At 70.7% G+C, this 16,390-nt stretch carries 15 protein-coding genes; 5 read left to right on the forward strand and 10 right to left on the reverse strand.

Annotated elements, in window-relative coordinates; translation table 11 throughout:
• Positions 1 to 21: 21 nt before the first annotated feature.
• From tilS to dacB, 3 genes are all read right to left on the reverse strand, one after another.
• Entirely contained in the window at positions 22 to 1,059 is a 1,038-nt protein-coding gene (tilS, locus tag AB0H86_RS36485) for a tRNA lysidine(34) synthetase TilS (protein ID WP_362449024.1), read from the reverse strand.
• A gap of 192 nt (positions 1,060 to 1,251) precedes the next feature.
• The gene (locus tag AB0H86_RS36490; protein ID WP_362449026.1) at positions 1,252 to 2,388 is read right to left on the reverse strand and encodes a zinc-dependent metalloprotease; all 1,137 of its coding nucleotides are present in this window, start codon (positions 2,386 to 2,388) and stop codon (positions 1,252 to 1,254) included.
• Positions 2,389 to 2,468: 80 nt separating this feature from the next.
• Complete coding sequence (gene dacB, locus AB0H86_RS36495) at positions 2,469 to 4,139, reverse strand: D-alanyl-D-alanine carboxypeptidase/D-alanyl-D-alanine-endopeptidase (protein ID WP_362449028.1); 1,671 nt, start codon at positions 4,137 to 4,139, stop codon at positions 2,469 to 2,471.
• Between the two features lie 79 nt (positions 4,140 to 4,218).
• On the opposite strand from dacB, the gene AB0H86_RS36500 reads away from it, so the two are divergent.
• Both AB0H86_RS36500 and AB0H86_RS36505 read left to right on the forward strand, forming a co-directional pair.
• Positions 4,219 to 4,710, forward strand: coding sequence for an inorganic diphosphatase (locus AB0H86_RS36500; RefSeq protein WP_355780971.1), 492 nt, complete (start codon positions 4,219 to 4,221; stop codon positions 4,708 to 4,710).
• 112 nt (positions 4,711 to 4,822) lie between these two features.
• The gene (locus AB0H86_RS36505) at positions 4,823 to 6,493 is read left to right on the forward strand and encodes a threonine/serine exporter family protein (RefSeq protein ID WP_362449031.1); all 1,671 of its coding nucleotides are present in this window, start codon (positions 4,823 to 4,825) and stop codon (positions 6,491 to 6,493) included.
• A gap of 27 nt (positions 6,494 to 6,520) precedes the next feature.
• On the opposite strand, the gene AB0H86_RS36510 is transcribed toward AB0H86_RS36505, so the two are convergent.
• On the reverse strand, positions 6,521 to 7,438 hold the full coding sequence (locus AB0H86_RS36510; protein WP_362449033.1) for a VTT domain-containing protein: 918 nt from the start codon (positions 7,436 to 7,438) through the stop codon (positions 6,521 to 6,523).
• A gap of 142 nt (positions 7,439 to 7,580) precedes the next feature.
• On the opposite strand from AB0H86_RS36510, the gene AB0H86_RS36515 reads away from it, so the two are divergent.
• Positions 7,581 to 7,946 (forward strand): YbjQ family protein, encoded by a 366-nt coding sequence (locus AB0H86_RS36515; protein WP_362449035.1) that lies wholly within the window; start codon positions 7,581 to 7,583, stop codon positions 7,944 to 7,946.
• A gap of 15 nt (positions 7,947 to 7,961) precedes the next feature.
• On the opposite strand, the gene AB0H86_RS36520 is transcribed toward AB0H86_RS36515, so the two are convergent.
• Entirely contained in the window at positions 7,962 to 8,723 is a 762-nt protein-coding gene (locus AB0H86_RS36520; RefSeq protein ID WP_362449037.1) for a MerR family transcriptional regulator, read from the reverse strand.
• A 124-nt stretch (positions 8,724 to 8,847) separates the two neighbouring features.
• Here AB0H86_RS36520 and AB0H86_RS36525 point away from each other — a divergent pair, with 124 nt between their 5' ends.
• Both AB0H86_RS36525 and AB0H86_RS36530 read left to right on the forward strand, forming a co-directional pair.
• Positions 8,848 to 10,128, forward strand: a complete 1,281-nt coding sequence (locus AB0H86_RS36525) for an ion channel protein (protein WP_362449039.1) — start codon at positions 8,848 to 8,850, stop codon at positions 10,126 to 10,128.
• A gap of 30 nt (positions 10,129 to 10,158) precedes the next feature.
• Complete coding sequence (locus tag AB0H86_RS36530; RefSeq protein ID WP_362449041.1) at positions 10,159 to 11,571, forward strand: glutamate decarboxylase; 1,413 nt, start codon at positions 10,159 to 10,161, stop codon at positions 11,569 to 11,571.
• Positions 11,572 to 11,661: 90 nt separating this feature from the next.
• Here AB0H86_RS36530 and AB0H86_RS36535 read toward each other — a convergent pair whose 3' ends face one another.
• The 5 genes from AB0H86_RS36535 to AB0H86_RS36555 all read right to left on the reverse strand — a co-directional run bounded on the left by AB0H86_RS36535 (position 11,662) and on the right by AB0H86_RS36555 (position 16,309).
• Complete coding sequence (locus AB0H86_RS36535; RefSeq protein ID WP_362449043.1) at positions 11,662 to 12,423, reverse strand: ABC transporter permease; 762 nt, start codon at positions 12,421 to 12,423, stop codon at positions 11,662 to 11,664.
• Positions 12,420 to 13,373: an ATP-binding cassette domain-containing protein gene (locus tag AB0H86_RS36540; protein ID WP_362449045.1), complete on the reverse strand. Its 954-nt coding sequence runs from the start codon at positions 13,371 to 13,373 to the stop codon at positions 12,420 to 12,422. The genes AB0H86_RS36535 and AB0H86_RS36540 overlap by 4 nt, the downstream gene beginning before the upstream one ends.
• Positions 13,374 to 13,478: 105 nt before the next feature.
• On the reverse strand, positions 13,479 to 14,120 hold the full coding sequence (locus tag AB0H86_RS36545; protein ID WP_362449047.1) for a PadR family transcriptional regulator: 642 nt from the start codon (positions 14,118 to 14,120) through the stop codon (positions 13,479 to 13,481).
• 38 nt (positions 14,121 to 14,158) lie between these two features.
• Positions 14,159 to 14,707, reverse strand: coding sequence for a DinB family protein (locus tag AB0H86_RS36550; protein ID WP_362449049.1), 549 nt, complete (start codon positions 14,705 to 14,707; stop codon positions 14,159 to 14,161).
• 141 nt (positions 14,708 to 14,848) lie between these two features.
• Positions 14,849 to 16,309, reverse strand: coding sequence for an aldehyde dehydrogenase family protein (locus AB0H86_RS36555; protein WP_362449051.1), 1,461 nt, complete (start codon positions 16,307 to 16,309; stop codon positions 14,849 to 14,851).
• Between the last annotated feature and the right edge of the window lie 81 nt (positions 16,310 to 16,390).

Genomic DNA, 16,390 nt, shown 5'->3' on the forward strand with positions numbered 1-16,390 from the left:
GAGTCCTCGGAGAGGACGGGATCAGCCTTGCCGAATCACCAGTCTGCCACCCTGCCGCTGGGCTACGACCTTGCCCGGGAGATTGATGGCTCCCTGGCCGCGCCAGCCGGTGATCAGACGGTCGACTTCCTCGATGTGACGGGCGAAGAGCGAACCCGCGGGTGCACCGGCCTCGATGGCCGCGCGGCGCAGGATGCGGCGGCGCACGGCGGGCGGCAGCGCGTAGAGCTTCGCGCACACCAGGCGGCCGGTGGCGTCCCGTACGGCGGCCTCGGCCTGGCCGGCCCAGGTGTCCAGGGCGTCGGCGTCGTCACGGGAGAGCTGGGCCGTGCGGGCGAGGGCCTCCACGACGCCTTTGCCGAGTGCCTTCTCCAGGGCGGGCAGACCCTCGTGGCGCAACCGGGAGCGGGTGTATGCCGGGTCGGCGTTGTGGGGGTCGTCCCAGACGGGCAGCGACTGGACCATGCAGGCCTTGCGGGCGGTCTGCCGGTCGAGTTGGAGGAAGGGGCGGCGGTACCGGCGGTCGGCCCCGGGCCCCCCGCCCCCGGACACGGCCGCCATTCCGGACAGGGAGCGGATGCCGGAGCCGCGGGCGAGGCCGAGCAGGACGGTTTCGGCCTGGTCGTCGCGGGTGTGGCCGAGCAGGATCGCGGTGGCGCCGTGGCGTTCGGCGGCGGCGTCCAGGGCGGCGTAGCGGGCGTCTCGGGCGGCCGCCTCGGGGCCGCCTCCGCGGCCGACGGTCACGGCGGCGGAGTCGACCGGGTCCAGGCCGAGTTCACGCAGCCGTAGGACGACCTCGTCGGCGCGCAGGTCGGAGCCGGCCTGCAGGCCGTGGTCGACGGTGACGCCGCCGGCGCGGATGCCGAGCTTGGGGGCCTCGAACGCCAGGGCGGAGGCGAGGGCCATGGAGTCGGCGCCGCCGGAGCACGCCACGAGCACGAGCGGCGACGGAGGGCGCTCGTGCGAGCTGTGCTCGGGGGTCTGGGTGTCGTTGAGGATGTCGTGGAGGACGCGGCGGACCGCCAGGCGTATCGCCGCGACCGCAGGATGGGGACCCATGTCCGGTTCCCTTCATGAAGTTTTCGGGGGTGAGCTCGGGTTCGGTCACTCAGAGTGTGTAGATGGTGACAGAACCGGGCCGTTCCCCGAGCATTGCACGCCTACCCTTCGCTCACGGTCCCTCGGACGGGTGATTGCAGGGGCGTTCGCCTGCCGTCGGCCGGATTCGCTTCACGACCTCCGCACCTGGGTTCACGACTCGGCCTTGCGATGCACCCGTGTGACCCAGTCCGCCGGTTTGGCGATCTCCGCCTTCGTCGGGAGGGTGTTCGGGGAGGTCCACACACGGTTGAAGCCGTCCATGCCGACCTGGTCGACGACGGCCCGCACGAAGCGTTCGCCGTCGCGGTACTGCCGGAGTTTGGCGTCCAGGCCCAGGAGCTTGCGCAGGGCGAGGTCCAGTCGGGAGGCGCCCTTGGCGCGTCGCTGCTGGAACTTCTCACGGATCTCGGCGACGGACGGGACGACCTGGGGGCCCACTCCGTCCATGACGAAGTCGGCGTGGCCCTCCAGGAGGGACATCACCGCGGTGAGGCGGCCGAGGATCTCCCGCTGGGCGGGTGTCTGCACGATTTCCACGAGGGACCTGCCGCCCTCGTCCTCCTCGCCCTCGGGGCGCCCGCCGGCGAGGGACTGGGCGGCATCCCGGACGCGTTCCAGGACGGTCATGGGGTCGACCTCGGTCTCCTCCAGGAACGACTGGATTTCGCCCTCCAGGTGGTCCCGCAGCCAGGGCACGGCCGTGAACTGCGTGCGGTGGGTCTCCTCGTGGAGGCACACCCACAGCCGGAAGTCGTGGGGCTGTACGTCGAGTTCGCGTTCCACGTGGACGATGTTCGGGGCGACGAGGAGCAGTCGGCCGCCGCTCGGCGCGTCAGGGGCGGCACCGGCCGGGAGGTCGCGGGTGGCCGGGGCGAAGGTCTCGTACTGGCCGAGGACGCGGGAGGACAGGAAGGACAGGAGCATGCCGAGTTCGACGCCGGTCACCTTGCCGCCGACGGCGCCCAGGACCGCGCCGCCGGGGGTGCTGCCGCGTCGTTCCTGCATCTTGTCGAGGAGCGGCTTGAGGACCTCCCGGAACCCGGCGACGTTCGCCCGGACCCAGCCGGGGCGGTCGACGACGAGGATCGGCGTGTCATGGGACTCTTCGGTCGCCATACGAGTGAAGCCCCGGACGTGTTCCTCCGAGGCCTTGGCATGCCGACGCAGTTCCGCGACGACGGCCCGGGCCTCGTCGCGGCTCACGTCGGGGCCCGGCCGCACGAGCCGGGTCGCGGTCGCTACCGCGAGATTCCAGTCGACCATCTCGGCACCACCGATGCTCGTCATGCGTCAACCGTACGTGAGCGGCCCGTCTTGGGGCAGGCCGTGCGGTTGGCGGGACCGGCCTTTGTGCGCCGGGTACCCGGTCACCGGCAACCGCACGCCGCCAGGGCCGTGGCCGTCCGGTCCAGCGCCGCCTGGGCGGCCACCGGATCCGTCGTGTCCGACGTGAGGAACGCGAAGGCCAGCAGGCGGCCGTCCTGGTCGACGACCGTTCCGGCCAGGGTGTTCACGCCTGTCAGGGTGCCCGTCTTCGCTCGTACGAGGCCGGCCGCGCCGTTTGTGTAGCGGCTGGTCAGGGTGCCGGTGAAGCCCGCCACGGGGAGGCCGGTGAGGACCGGGCGGAGGTCGGGGTGGGACGGGTCGCCGGCCTCGACGAGCAGGGCGGTGAGCAGGTCGGCGGTGAGGCGGTCGTCGCGGTCGAGGCCGCTGCCGTCGTGGAAGCCGACGCCCGACAACGGGAGTCGGAGTTTTTTCAGCTGGGCGGCGATCGCGCGGCCCGCGCCGTCGAAGTCGGCGCGTTCGCCGGTCGCGACGGCCGTCTGGCGGGCGAGGGCCTCGGCGATGTCGTTGTCGCTGTTGGTGAGCATGCGTTCGACAAGGGCGGAGAGCGGGGGCGAGGTGACCGTGGCGAGGGGCTTCGCGCGGGCCGACGCCTTGGACGGGCCGGGGGCGCTCGCCTTGATGCCGTGCTCCTTGAGGAACGCGGCGAACTTGCGGGTCGCGTCCGCCTGTGGGTCCGGCACCCGGGGCACGGGGCCGCTGCTGGAGTCGTCCGTGCGGGCCTCGTCGGCCATCAGGGCGGTGACGGGGGCGAGGTTCTCGTTGACTCCGATGGGGTGAAGTTCGGGGCCCGCGTACAGGCTGGTGTCGTACGACAGCGTCACCGCGCGGATGTCCCGTTTCTTCAGGGCGGCGGCGGTGTCGGCGGCGAGGGTGCGCAGGCTCGCCCAGCCCGCGGTGCCCTCGGTGTCCTGGTGGGCGGTGAGGGTGGGGTCGCCGCCGCCGACGAGGACGAGTTCCCTCGCGTCGGGTTCGAGGACGGCGCGGGTGGTGAGGCGGTGGTCGGCGCCCAGCGCGGACAGCGCGGCCACGGCGGTGGCGATCTTGGTGGTGGAGGCGGGGGTCAGGGCCTTGTCGGCGCCGCTGCCGTAGAGGCGTTTTCCGGTGGCGACGTCCACGACCACGGCCGTACGGCGGGTGCCGAGCGCGGCGTCCTTCAGGAGCGGGTCCAGGGTGGCGGACAGGCCCTGCCCGGTCGGTGCGGCCGTGACGGTGTTCGAGGTGCCGCCGAGGCCGGCCAGTACGGAGGCCGCGCTGGGGGCGGGGCGGGGCGCCCCGCCCGACGTACCGGACTCGCCGTCGTGATCTGCGCCACCCGTGTGTTCCCGGGCAGCCGCCCGGTCCCGCTCGGCCGTACGCTGACCGGTGGAGTCCCAGGGTCCTGCCGCGGTCACCACTGAGGCGGCCAGCGCCAGACCGGCGGTGGCGGCTGTCGCGGTGTACTGCCAGGTCTTGACGGTCTTCGGCCCCGGGATCCGCGCCAGGTGTGGCCCCGCGGCCCGTGCCAGCCGCACGACCTGCGGTTTCGCGGCCGTCGCGGCGCGGGCGAGGCGGGGTCGTACGGAGTTCGCGGCTCGCGTGACACTGGGTCGTACGGCGTTCCCGGCGCGTGTCAGACGTGGTCGTACGGCGTTCGCGACCCGCGTCACATGCGGTCTCGCGGCTCGCCAAGGCCTCAGCTCTGGCACGACCACCAGCCCCTTTCGCGATCACACACCTGCGTGAGGGACACTTAACCACCAGAACTATGTGTTGATCATGGAGGAGCCACCGGTGGAGTTCGACGTCACGATCGAGATTCCGAAGGGTTCACGGAACAAGTACGAGGTGGACCACGAGACCGGTCGGATCCGCCTGGACCGTCGCCTCTTCACCTCGACCAGCTACCCGGCCGACTACGGCTTCGTCGAGAACACCCTCGGCGAGGACGGCGACCCGCTGGACGCGCTGGTCATCCTGGACGAGCCGACCTTCCCCGGTTGCCTCATCCAGTGCCGCACGATCGGCATGTTCCGGATGACGGACGAGGCCGGCGGCGACGACAAGCTGCTGTGCGTGCCCGCGCACGACCCGCGGGTGGAGCACCTGCGCGACATCCACCACGTCTCCGAGTTCGACCGCCTGGAGATCCAGCACTTCTTCGAGGTCTACAAGGACCTGGAGCCCGGCAAGTCCGTCGAGGGCGCCAACTGGGTGGGCCGTACGGACGCCGAGGCCGAGATCGAACGGTCGTACAAGCGGTTCAAGGAGAGCGGCGGCCACTGATTGCCGCTGTGCTCCACGGGCCGCGTGATCCCTCAGGGGGTGGCGCGGCCCGTTCGCGTATCTGTGCGCATACTGAGGAACGCCGAACGGGTCGTACAGGGAGCGCTACGGAGTGACGAACGCGGAGGACCGCAAACCGCAGTCGGACGAGGCGAAGAGTGTCTTCGACTCCGAGATCACGTCCGAGTTCGCCCTTCCTGACGGGTTCGCACTGCCCAAGGCCGGTGCCGAGCCGGAGACCACCTCCGAGTTCGCCATGCCCGACGGGCTCGGCGTGCCGCAGGCGCCCGCCGCGGAGCCGGAGGGGTCGGCGTTCAACCCGCCGAGGACCTACAGCGCCAAGTACCCCCCGGCCGCGTTCACGCCGCCGAGCGGTATCCCCGTGGTCAGTCTGACCAAGGACCTGCCCTGGCAGGACCGGATGCGCACGATGCTGCGGATGCCGGTGGCCGAGCGGCCCGCGCCGGAGTCGGCGCACAAGTCGACGGAGGAAGAGGGCCCGGCCGTCCCCCGCGTGCTCGACCTGACGCTGCGTATCGGCGAGTTGCTGCTGGCGGGCGGCGAAGGCGCGGAGGACGTCGAGGCGGCGATGTTCGCGGTCTGCCGGTCGTACGGTCTGGACCGCTGCGAGCCGAACGTCACCTTCACGCTGCTGGCGATCTCGTACCAGCCGTCCCTGGTGGACGACCCGGTGACGGCCTCCCGGACCGTGCGCCGCCGGGGCACCGACTACACGCGTCTCGCGGCTGTGTACCAGCTGGTGGACGACCTCAGCGACCCGGAGACGGCGATCTCCCTGGAGGAGGCCTACCGGCGGCTCGCCGAGATCCGCCGCAACCGGCACCCGTACCCCGGCTGGGCGCTGACCGGCGCGAGTGGTCTGCTCGCGGGCGCGGCCTCCGTCCTGGTCGGCGGTGATCTGCTGGTCTTCGTGGCGGCCGCGTTGGGCGCGATGCTCGGCGACCGGCTGGCGTGGCTGTGCGCGGGGCGCGGGCTGCCGGAGTTCTACCAGTTCACCGTGGCCGCGATGCCGCCGGCCGCGATCGCGATCGCGCTGACGCTGGCGGACGTCGACGTCAAGGCGTCCGCGGTGATCACCGGTGGGCTGTTCGCGCTGCTGCCCGGACGGGCCCTGGTGGCGGGCGTGCAGGACGGTCTGACGGGCTTCTACATCACCGCGTCCGCGCGTCTGCTGGAGGTCATGTACTTCTTCGTGGGCATCGTCGCCGGGGTGCTGGTGATGCTCTACGTCGGCGTGCAGCTGGGCGCCCGTCTCAACCCCGACGAGGCGCTGAGCACCACCCCGCGGCCGCTGTGGCAGATCGGCGCGTCGATGCTGCTGTCCCTGGCCTTCGCGGTACTGCTCCAGCAGGAACGAGCCACCGTGCTGGCGGTGACGCTCAACGGCGGTGTCGCGTGGTCGGTGTACGGGGCGATGAACACCGCGGGCGGGATCTCGCCGGTCGCCTCCACGGCGGTGGCGGCGGGGCTGGTGGGGTTGTTCGGGCAGATGCTGTCCCGGTACCGGTTCGCGTCCGCGCTGCCCTACACGACCGCGGCGATCGGGCCCCTGCTGCCGGGTTCCGCTTCGTACTTCGGGCTGTTGTCGATCGCGCAGGACGACATCGACGGGGGGCTGCTGTCGTTGTCGAAGGCCGCGGCGCTCGCCATGGCCATCGCCATCGGGGTCAATCTAGGTTCGGAGATCTCGCGGTTGTTCCTCCGGCTCCCGGGAGCGGAGAGCTCGGGGCGCCGGGCGGCGAAGCGGACCCGAGGGTTCTGAGCGCCGGGCACCCGCGAGCTCGGGAGGTCAGTAGCCCTCGTTGTAGGGGTACTGCTGGTTGTTGTCACCCTGCTGGGTGCCGTACGGCTGCTGGTGGCCGTAGTTCTGGGGGTGCTGCTGGGCGTACGGCTGCTGCTGCGGGGCCTGGCCGTACTGCTGGTCGTGGCCGTACTGCTGGTCGTAGCCGTACTGCTGTTGGCCCTGGTCGCCGTTGCCGTAGGGCTGCTGGGGCTGGTCGGTCGGGGGGATGCGGCGGAGTTGGGTCGTCGCGTCGTCCATGACCGGGGCGTGCTGCTGGGCGGGGGCCTGGGGCGGGGTCTTCCTGGACTTGGAGCGGGCCCGCAGGAACTCGATCAGGATCGGGATCACCGAGACGAAGACGATCAGGATCAGGATCACTTCGATGTGCTTGTTGACGAAGTCGATCTTGCCCAGCCACGAGCCGAGCAGGGTGACGCCGGCGCCCCACAGGACCCCGCCGAGGACGTTGAAGATCAGGAACGAGCGGTACCGCATGCCGCTGACGCCGGCGACGATCGGCGTGAACGTGCGCACGATGGGCACGAAGCGGGCCAGGACCAGGGACTTCGGGCCGTACTTCTCGAAGAAGTCGTGCGCCTTGGCGACGTTCTCCTGCTTGAAGAGGCGGGAGTCCGGGCGGTTGAAGAGCGACGGGCCGACCTTCTTGCCGAACATGTAGCCCGCCTGGTCGCCCAGGACCGCGGCGAGGCAGATGAGGGCGATCGCGCCCCACAGCGGGAAGTCCAGCTGGTCCGAGGTGATCAGCAGGCCTGCGGTGAACAGCAGCGAGTCGCCCGGCAGGAAGAAGCCGATCAGCAGGCCCGACTCCGCGAAGACGATGAGCAGGAGACCCCAGATGCTGTATGTGTCCAGCAGATAGTTGGGGTCCAGCCAGCTCGGTCCGAGAGCAATCGTCGTCGTCACGGTTCCGGGGCTCCTGAGGGGTGGAGGAAGGTACGGCGTCCTACGTACGGACGCACAAAGCTATCAACGCAATGTGCTCGCCCCAGGTTCCACCGGTGTCTCCAGGATGCACTGTGCGCCGAGTGGGACAAAGCTGTGAGTCATGGGCATCGAAGAATACGGCGGCGGCCAGGGTCCCGAGCCGGACGTACTGGTCGTGACGACGAACGAGGTACCCGGCCATCGGGTCCAGGACGTACTGGGCGAGGTCTTCGGGTTGACCGTGCGGTCCCGGCACCTCGGGAGCCAGATCGGCGCGGGTCTGAAGTCGATGGTCGGGGGTGAGTTGAAGGGGCTCACCAAGACGCTCGTGCAGACCCGGGCCCAGGCCATGGAACGCCTGGTGGAGCAGGCACGCGCGCGTGGGGCCAACGGCGTCCTGGCGTTCCGCTTCGACGTGACGGAGGCGGCGGACGTGGGCACCGAGGTGTGCGCGTACGGGACGGCGGTGGTCCTGACCCGGGAGTGACCCCGGGTCAGGGGTTCACGCGGTGTGGCGGGCGGCGTTCGCCAGGATGGCCTCCTTGAGGTGCTCGGCCAGACCTGGCCGCATGGAGTCGTAGAACGCCTTGAAGCGCTCGTCGGAGACGTACATCTCACCGAAGCACCGGTGCATCTCGTAGGAGACCTCGAAGTAGTGCCCGCTGATGTGCTGCCGGTGTTCCTCGGCGAGGTCCATGGCCGCCTCGCCGGACGGCTGCTCGCCGGCCGCCACGAGGGCCGCGTATCGCTCGCCCCAGTCGTCGACCTCGGCCTGAATGCGCTTCCAGTCCTCCTTGGTGTACGAGGCGGCGCGGCGCTGCGACTCGGCGTACGCCTCGGTGCCGCCCCAGCGCTGCTCCGCCTCCTCGGCGTACTGCTCCGGGTCCTTGTCCCCGAAGACCTCGAACCTCTCCTCGGGCGTGAGGTTGATCCCCATCTTGCGTGCCTCCATAGCGTGCTCCACGGCCGCCGCCATCTTCTGCAGCTCCTCGATCCGGGCGGTCAGCAGTTCGTGCTGGCGGCGCAGGTGCGCGCGCGGGTCCGCGGCCGGGTCGTCGAGCAGGGCGGCGACCTCGTCGAGCGGGAAGCCGAGCTCCCGGTAGAACAGGATCCGCTGCAGCCGGTCGAGGTCGTCGTCGCCGTAGCGGCGGTGACCCGCGTGGCTGCGCTCGCTCGGGACGAGCAGGGCGATGTCGTCGTAGTGGTGCAGCGTGCGCACGGTGACTCCGGCGAAGCCGGCGACCTGTCCCACGGAGTAGCTCACTTCGTCCGCTCCCTTCTCGGTACGCACTCCACACTGAGGCCTCACGTGGCGTGAGGTGCAAGCCGGAATCCGTGGGCGGACCCTTCCGGATGTTGCGTCTGTTTTGTCCGCTTATGGTGGGCCAGTGGCCCAGGACACCGCGCAGGCATCCCCCGCACCGGCGGCTCCGGCGCGCACCCTGCTGCCGTTGATCCTCCCCGCTCTCGTGGTGGGCGTGGGCGCGGGTCTGATCCTCGTCGGGGTGAGCGAGGCGGGCGAGGAGCTCCAGAAGGTGCTCTGGCAGACCGTGCCGGACGCCCTGGGCGTCGGCAGGTACTCCGCGCTGTGGATGCTCGTCATGCTCACCGCGACGGGCGTGGCGGTCGGGCTGGTGGTGTGGAAGGTGCCCGGGCACGCCGGGCCCGACCCGGCCACCACCGGGCTCGACGCACCCGTGTTGCCGCCCGTCGTGCTGCCCGGGCTGGTACTGGCGACCGGGCTGATGCTGGCGGGCGGTCCGAGCCTCGGTCCCGAGAACCCGATCATCGCCGTGAACGTGGGGCTCGCCTTCTGGCTGGGGCACCGGCTGTTCCAGCGGGCGCCCGGCGCGCTGTGGGCGATGCTGGCGGAGGCGGCGACGATCGGAGCGCTGTTCGGCACGCCGGTGGCGGCGGCCCTGGTCATCTCCGAGGCGCTGGCCGGGAAGCAGCTCAGGGGGGCGCTGTGGGACCACGTCTTCGCGCCGCTGGTCGCCGCCGCGGCCGGGGCCCTGACGACCACTCTGGTGGCCCGTCCGACCTTCGACCTCCATCTGCCCGCCTTCGGCCGGCCCGGCTGGGCCGACCTGTTGGCCGCCCTGGTGGTCGCGTCGCTGGCGGCACTGCTCGGCATGACCGCCGTGTACGCCTTCCCGTACGTCCACGGCGCGTTCGCCCGACTCGGCCATCCGATGCTGGTCCTTCCGGCCGGCGGGCTCGTGCTGGGGCTGCTGGCGACCCTGGGCGGCCATCTGACGCTGTTCAAGGGGCTGGACGAGATCGATGAGCTGGCCCGCGATCCCGACGGCTGGTCGGCGGCACAGTTCGCGACGATGACGGTGGTGAAGCTGGCCGCGCTGCTCGTCGCCGCGTCCTGCGGCTTCAGAGGCGGGCGGATCTTCCCTGCCGTGTTCGTCGGCACCGCGTTCGGCCTCGGCGCCCACGCCCTGGTGCCGGCCGTCCAACCGGCGCTCGGGGTCGCCACCGGCGTCCTGGGCGTGCTCCTCGCCATCACCCGGCAGGGCTGGGTGAGCCTGTTCACGGCCGCCGTACTGGTGGCCTCCCCCACGATCCTCGCGCTGCTCTGCATCGCCTCGCTGCCGGCCTGGCTGCTGGTGACGGGACGGCCGCAGATGCAACTGCGCGCGGACGGAACCCCTGTCCGCTGACCCCCGTTGACCCTTGCAGGAGGCACGCCCATGCCGTTGCACGAAGGTCCCCAGAAGCCCGACGAACGCCCCAGGTCCGTCAACCCGTTCTTCGGGGAGGCGAACCCGGTCAGCGGCATGACCGAGGCCCCGCCGGTCCACCGGCTCCCGGACGCGCCGCTGCCGTCGACGACCGCCTACCAGCTCGTGCACGACGAACTGATGCTGGACGGCAACTCGCGGCTGAACCTCGCCACTTTCGTCACCACCTGGATGGAGCCGCAGGCCAGTCTCCTGATGGGCGAGTGCCGGGACAAGAACATGATCGACAAGGACGAGTACCCGCGCACCGCCGAGCTGGAGCGGCGCTGTGTGGCCATGCTCGCCGACTTGTGGAACGCGCCCGACCCGTCGGCCGCCGTGGGCTGTTCCACGACCGGGTCGAGCGAGGCGTGCATGCTCGCGGGCATGGCGCTCAAGCGACGGTGGGCGCGGCGCCACGCCGACCGCTACCCCTCGCGGGATGTCCGCCCGAACCTCGTGATGGGCGTCAACGTCCAGGTCTGCTGGGAGAAGTTCTGCAATTTCTGGGAGGTGGAGGCCCGCCTGGTCCCCATGGAGGGCGACCGCTTCCATCTGGATCCGCAGGCGGCCGCCGACCTGTGCGACGAGAACACCATCGGGGTCGTGGGCATCCTCGGCTCCACCTTCGACGGCTCCTACGAACCGATCGCGGACCTGTGCGCCGCCCTCGACGCCCTCCAGGACCGGACCGGCGTGGACATCCCCGTGCACGTCGACGGGGCGTCCGGCGCGATGGTCGCCCCCTTCGTCGACGAGGACCTGGTGTGGGACTTCCGGCTGCCGAGGGTCGCCTCCATCAACACCTCGGGGCACAAGTACGGGCTGGTCTATCCCGGCGTCGGCTGGGCGCTGTGGCGCGACAAGGAGGCCCTCCCCGAGGAGCTGGTCTTCCGCGTCAACTACCTGGGCGGGGACATGCCGACCTTCGCCCTCAACTTCTCCCGCCCGGGCGCCCAGGTGGTCGCGCAGTACTACACGTTCCTCCGGCTGGGCCGCGACGGCTACCGCGCCGTGCAGCAGTCCACGCGGAACGTGGCCCTGGGCCTGTCCGAACGCGTGGCGGCGCTGGGCGACTTCCGGCTGCTGACCCGGGGCGACCAGCTGCCGGTGTTCGCCTTCACGACCGCACCCGATGTGCGGGCGTACGACGTCTTCGACGTCTCCCGGCGGATGCGGGAGCGGGGCTGGCTGCTGCCCGCGTACACCTTCCCGCCGAACCGCGAGGACCTGTCCGTCCTGCGGGTGGTGTGCCGCAACGGCTTCTCGGCCGACCTCGCCGAACTGTTCCTGGAGGACCTGAGCCGGCTGCTGCCGGAGCTGCGCACGCAGTCGCATCCGCTGATCCGGGACAAGGGGGCGGCGACCGGGTTCCATCACTGACGGGGCTCCCTCACTGCCGGGACTCCCTCACTGCCGGGATTCCAACACCGGGGCCCGCTCCGCCGGGCAGGCCCCGGAACCGGAACCGGCCTACTTGCTCAACGCCCCGAACCGCCGTACCGCCAGCGGGAAGAACACCACCAGCAGCGCCACCGGCCAGAGCACCGCCGCCCCCGCGTGCCCCGACTCCGCGCCCGGGGCGCCGAACAGGTCCCGTACCGCGGTCGCCGTCTGGGACAGCGGGTTCCACTCGACCACCGCGCCCAGCCAGTCGGGCATGGAGCCGGGGGCCGCGAAGGCGTTGGAGAGGAAGCCGATCGGCCAGACCAGGATCTGCACGGCCTGGACCAGTTCCGGCTTGCCGGCCACCATCGCGAGGTGGATGCCGATCCACAGCATGGCGAAACGGAACAGCAGCAGCAGACCGACGGCGCCGAGGAACCCGGCCACGCCGCCGTGCGCGCGCCAGCCGAGGGCGACGGCGACGGCGATCATCACCGTCAGGCTCAGCGCGGACTGGAGCATGTCGGCGACCGAACGGCCCACCAGCACCGCGCCGTTGGCCATCGGCATGGACCGGAAGCGGTCGATGACCCCCTTGTTGAGGTCCTGGGTGACGGCGAGCATCGTGCTCTCCAGCCCGAACGCCATGGTGAGCGCGAGCATGCCGGGGACCAGGTAGTCGACGTACTCGCCCTCGACGCCCCGGCCGCCGCCGACGAGGTAGCCGAACATCAGCAGCAGCATCACCGGAAAGACCAGGCCCACCAGGACCTGCACCGGCTGCCGTGTCCAGTGGGCGAGTTCGCGCCGGGTCATGGTCCAGGAATCGGTCAGTGCGTAGGTGGTCACACGGCCTCCTTCACTCGCTGGTCGTCGCCGGTCAGGTGCAGGAACACCTCGTCCAGCGTCGGACGCCGCAGGGAGACGTCCTCCGCCTCGATGCCGGCCTCCGCCAGGGCACGTACGACATCGGAGAGGGCCGCCATGCGGTCGGTGACCGGGGCGCTGAGCAGCCGGCGGTCGGTGTCGACGGAGACTCCGGCGGTGGCGATCGGCAACAGGGCCACCGCCGCGCCCAGTTGACCGGCGTCCCGCAGGACCACGTCGATGCGGTCGCCGCCGGTCATCGCCTTCAGCTCGTCCGCCGTGCCGTCGGCGACGACCCGGCCCTGGTCGACGACGGAGATGCGGTCGGCGAGTTGGTCGGCCTCCTCCAGGTACTGGGTGGTCAGCAGGACGGTCGTACCGCCGCCGACGAGGGAGCGGACGGCGGCCCACACCTCGGCCCGGCCGCGCGGGTCGAGGCCGGTTGTCGGCTCGTCCAGGAAGAGCACCTCCGGTCGGGTGATCAGGGAGGCCGCCAGGTCCAGGCGGCGCCGCATGCCGCCGCTGTACGCGCTGACCGGTTTGCGGCCGGTGTCGGCGAGGCCGAAGCGCTCCAGGAGCTCGTCGGCGCGCACGCGCGCCCGGCGGGCGCCCAGGTGGTGGAGGCGGCCGAACATGTCCAGGTTCTGGCGGCCGGACAGCGCCTCGTCCACAGCGGCGTGCTGGCCGAGCAGGCCGATCCGCAGACGTACCTCGTAGGCCTGGCGGACCACGTCGTGGCCCGCCACCTCGGCGCGGCCCTCGTCCGGCCGCAGCAGGGTGGTCAGGATCCGTACGGCGGTGGTCTTGCCGGCGCCGTTCGGGCCCAGCACGCCGTGGACGGTGCCGCGGGCCACGCGCAGGTCGAGGCCGTCCAGGGCCGCCTTGTCGCCGAACCGCTTCCGTAGTCCCTCGGCGACGATCGCGTCGGTCATCGAGCTCCCTTCGAGTCACGTCGAGTCATGCGAAGGAACGTAGTAAAACTTGACTACTTACTGCCGACGGAGGGTATGCCCCGAAGGGTGCTTAGTCAAACTTGATTAGCTGGCGTCTCCCGGATGCCGCTCCCCCGTCGCGTACGGGTTCTCGTCACCGTCCGCCAGCACGCCGACGAACGGCTCGCCCTCCCCGGCGAAGGTGTACGCCCCGCCACGGATGCGCTCGATGAGGCCCCGGGTCCACTCGGCGCCGGTGTCGGCCGAGTGGACCCAGAAGTTCATGATCTCGCCGATGTGACCGAGCTGACCGGGGCCCTCCTCGGGCGTGTAGTACTCGGTGACCGACTTGCGCCACGCCTCGATGCTGCGCATCCGCTCCTCCAGGAGGCCGAGAACCTCCTCGCGGCCCAGGTCGACCATGGTGCCCAGCGCGGCGGTGAGCACGTCGGGCCGCTGGTCGTACGCGGTGAGGTACTGGCGCACCAGCGAGAGGTACTCCTCGGTGCCGGCCTCGGTGATCTCGTACTCCGTCCGCGGCGGCCCCCCGGCCGTGGACGGCGCGATCTCGTGCTCGTGCAACAGCCCTTGCTTCGCCATCTGTTTCAGGGCGTGGTAGATCGAGCCGGGCTTGGCGTTGGACCACTCGTGCGCGCCCCAGTACTCCAGGTCGTTGCGCACCTGGTAGCCGTGGGCCCGCCCGTGCTGACGGACGGCGCCGAGCACGAGGAGACGGATCGCTGACATGCGGTCCAGACTAGGCCGCCACGTCGAAGCACCACGGGTCAGCCCCGGGAGGTGCCCTGCTCCTTCGCCACCAGTTCGAAGGCGGTCGCGCCGTCCAGGGACTCGCGGATGATGTCGGCGTGGCCGGCGTGCCGGGCCGTCTCGCGGATCAGGTGCAGGACCAGCCAGCGCATGGAGACCGCCTCGTCCGGCGGGAACCAGGGCTCGTTCGGGAGCGGGAAGGTGTCGTCGAGGCTGGGCACCGCACGGACGAACGCCTCCGTCTCGGCGGCGACCTTCTCCCAGTACGCGAGCTGGGACTCGACACTCTCGCCGTCGGCCAGCTGGAAGCACTCGTGCCAGTTCGACTCGTCCCGCTTGATCGCCGGCGGCTCGCCCTTGGCCCGGGCGATCCAGCCCTGTTCGACCTCGGCGACATGCTTGAGCAGACCTGCCAGGGACAGCTCGCTGGCGCTGGGCCTGCTCGACGCCTGCTCGTCCGTCAGCCCGAGCAGGGCCCGGCGGATGCCGCCGCGCTGCTCGGCCAGGAAGGAGAGCAGTGCCCCGCGCTCATCGCCCTGCGCCTCGGCTCGCACGTGAGTGACCATGACCGGCCGCCTTTCGTCGGAAACGGGATGTGCCGGGGCTTTCCCCGACACCGACGAAGCTACGGGCCCTTGCGGTCAGGTTCTGTCCGCAAGGGCCTGTGGCTGCCGGAAACGTCCGATCCCATGGCGGCCGGAGAACGACTAGAAGGGGAACCCGCTCCGGCCGTGCTGTACCGAGATCCACTTCAGCGTGGTGAACGAGTCCGCGGTCGTGTCGCCGTTCAGGCGGCCGATGCCGGAGTGCTTCTCGCCGCCGAAGGGAACGACGGGCTCGTCGTGGACCGTGCCGTCGTTCACGTGGAACATGCCGGTGTCTATCTGCTTGGCGAACGCGACACCCCGCTCGATGTCACCGGTGTGGACGGCGCCGCTCAGACCGTACGGGGTGTCGTTGACGAGGCGTACGGCCTCCTCCTCGCCGTCGAAGGGGATGAGGAAGACGACCGGTCCGAAGACCTCCTGCTGGAGCAGGGCGGAGTCGGCGGGGACGTCGGTGAGGACCGAGGGCTCCACCAGGTTGTCGGTCTGCGTGCCGTGCACGAGTGCCGTGGCGCCCTCGGCGATCGCCTGCTCGACGACGCCCGAAACGGCGTCCGCCTGCGAGGAGTTGATGAGCGGGCCGATGACGGTCTCGGGGTCGCGCGGGTCACCGGACTTGAGGGTCCTGACCTTGGCGACGAACTTCTCGGTGAACTCGTCCGCGACCGAACGGTCCACGAGGACCCGGTTGGCGGCCATGCAGACCTGGCCCTGGTGGACGAAGCGGCTGAAGACCGCGGCGTCGACCGCGTAGTCGACGTCGGCGTCGTCGAGGACCACCAGTGCGCTGTTGCCGCCCAGTTCGAGGATCGAGCGCTTGAAGTTCGCGGCGCAGACGGTGGCGACATGGCGGCCGACCTTGTCGGAGCCGGTGAAGGAGATGACCTTCGGGACCGGGTGCTCGATGAACGCGTCGCCTATCTCGGCGATGTCCGTGATGACGACGTTGAGCAGACCGCCGGGGAGCCCCGCGTCCTCGAAGATCTTCGCGACCAGGGAACCACCGACGATCGGGGTGTTCTGGTGCGGCTTGAGAACCACGCCGTTGCCGAGCGCGAGCGCCGGGGCGACCGACTTGATCGACAGCAGGAACGGGAAGTTGAAGGGGCTGATCACGCCCACCACGCCGACCGGCAGGCGGTAGAGCCGGTTCTCCTTGCCGTCGACCGGCGACGGCAGGATCCGGCCCTCGGGGCGCAGCGTCAGGTGGATCGACTCGCGCAGGAACTCCTTGGCGAGGTGGAGCTCGAAGGCGGCCTTCAGCCGGGTGCCGCCGAGTTCGGCGACGATCACCTCGCTGATCTCCTGCTCGCGCTCCTCGATCAGCCTCAGGGCCTTCTCGAAGACCCCGCGGCGCGCGTAGGGGTTGGTCGCGGCCCACTCCTTCTGGGCACGGGCGGCCGCCCGGTACGCCTCGTCGACCTCGTCGACCGTGGCTATGGTGATCGACGCCAGCTTCTCGTCGTCGTACGGGTTGAAGTCGATGATGTCCCAGGAGCCTGTTCCCGGGCGCCACTCACCGTCGATGTACTGCTGAGCCAGGTCGGTGAAGTAGGACGACATGTGATCCCCAAGTCACTAGCAGACGCGCGATCGACATCACCGTCTGATCACACGTCATCGTACGTGTGTAGAAAGTGAGTT

It is taken from the genome of Streptomyces sp. NPDC050997 (assembly GCF_040660135.1).
Classification (GTDB): Bacteria; Actinomycetota; Actinomycetes; order Streptomycetales; family Streptomycetaceae; genus Streptomyces.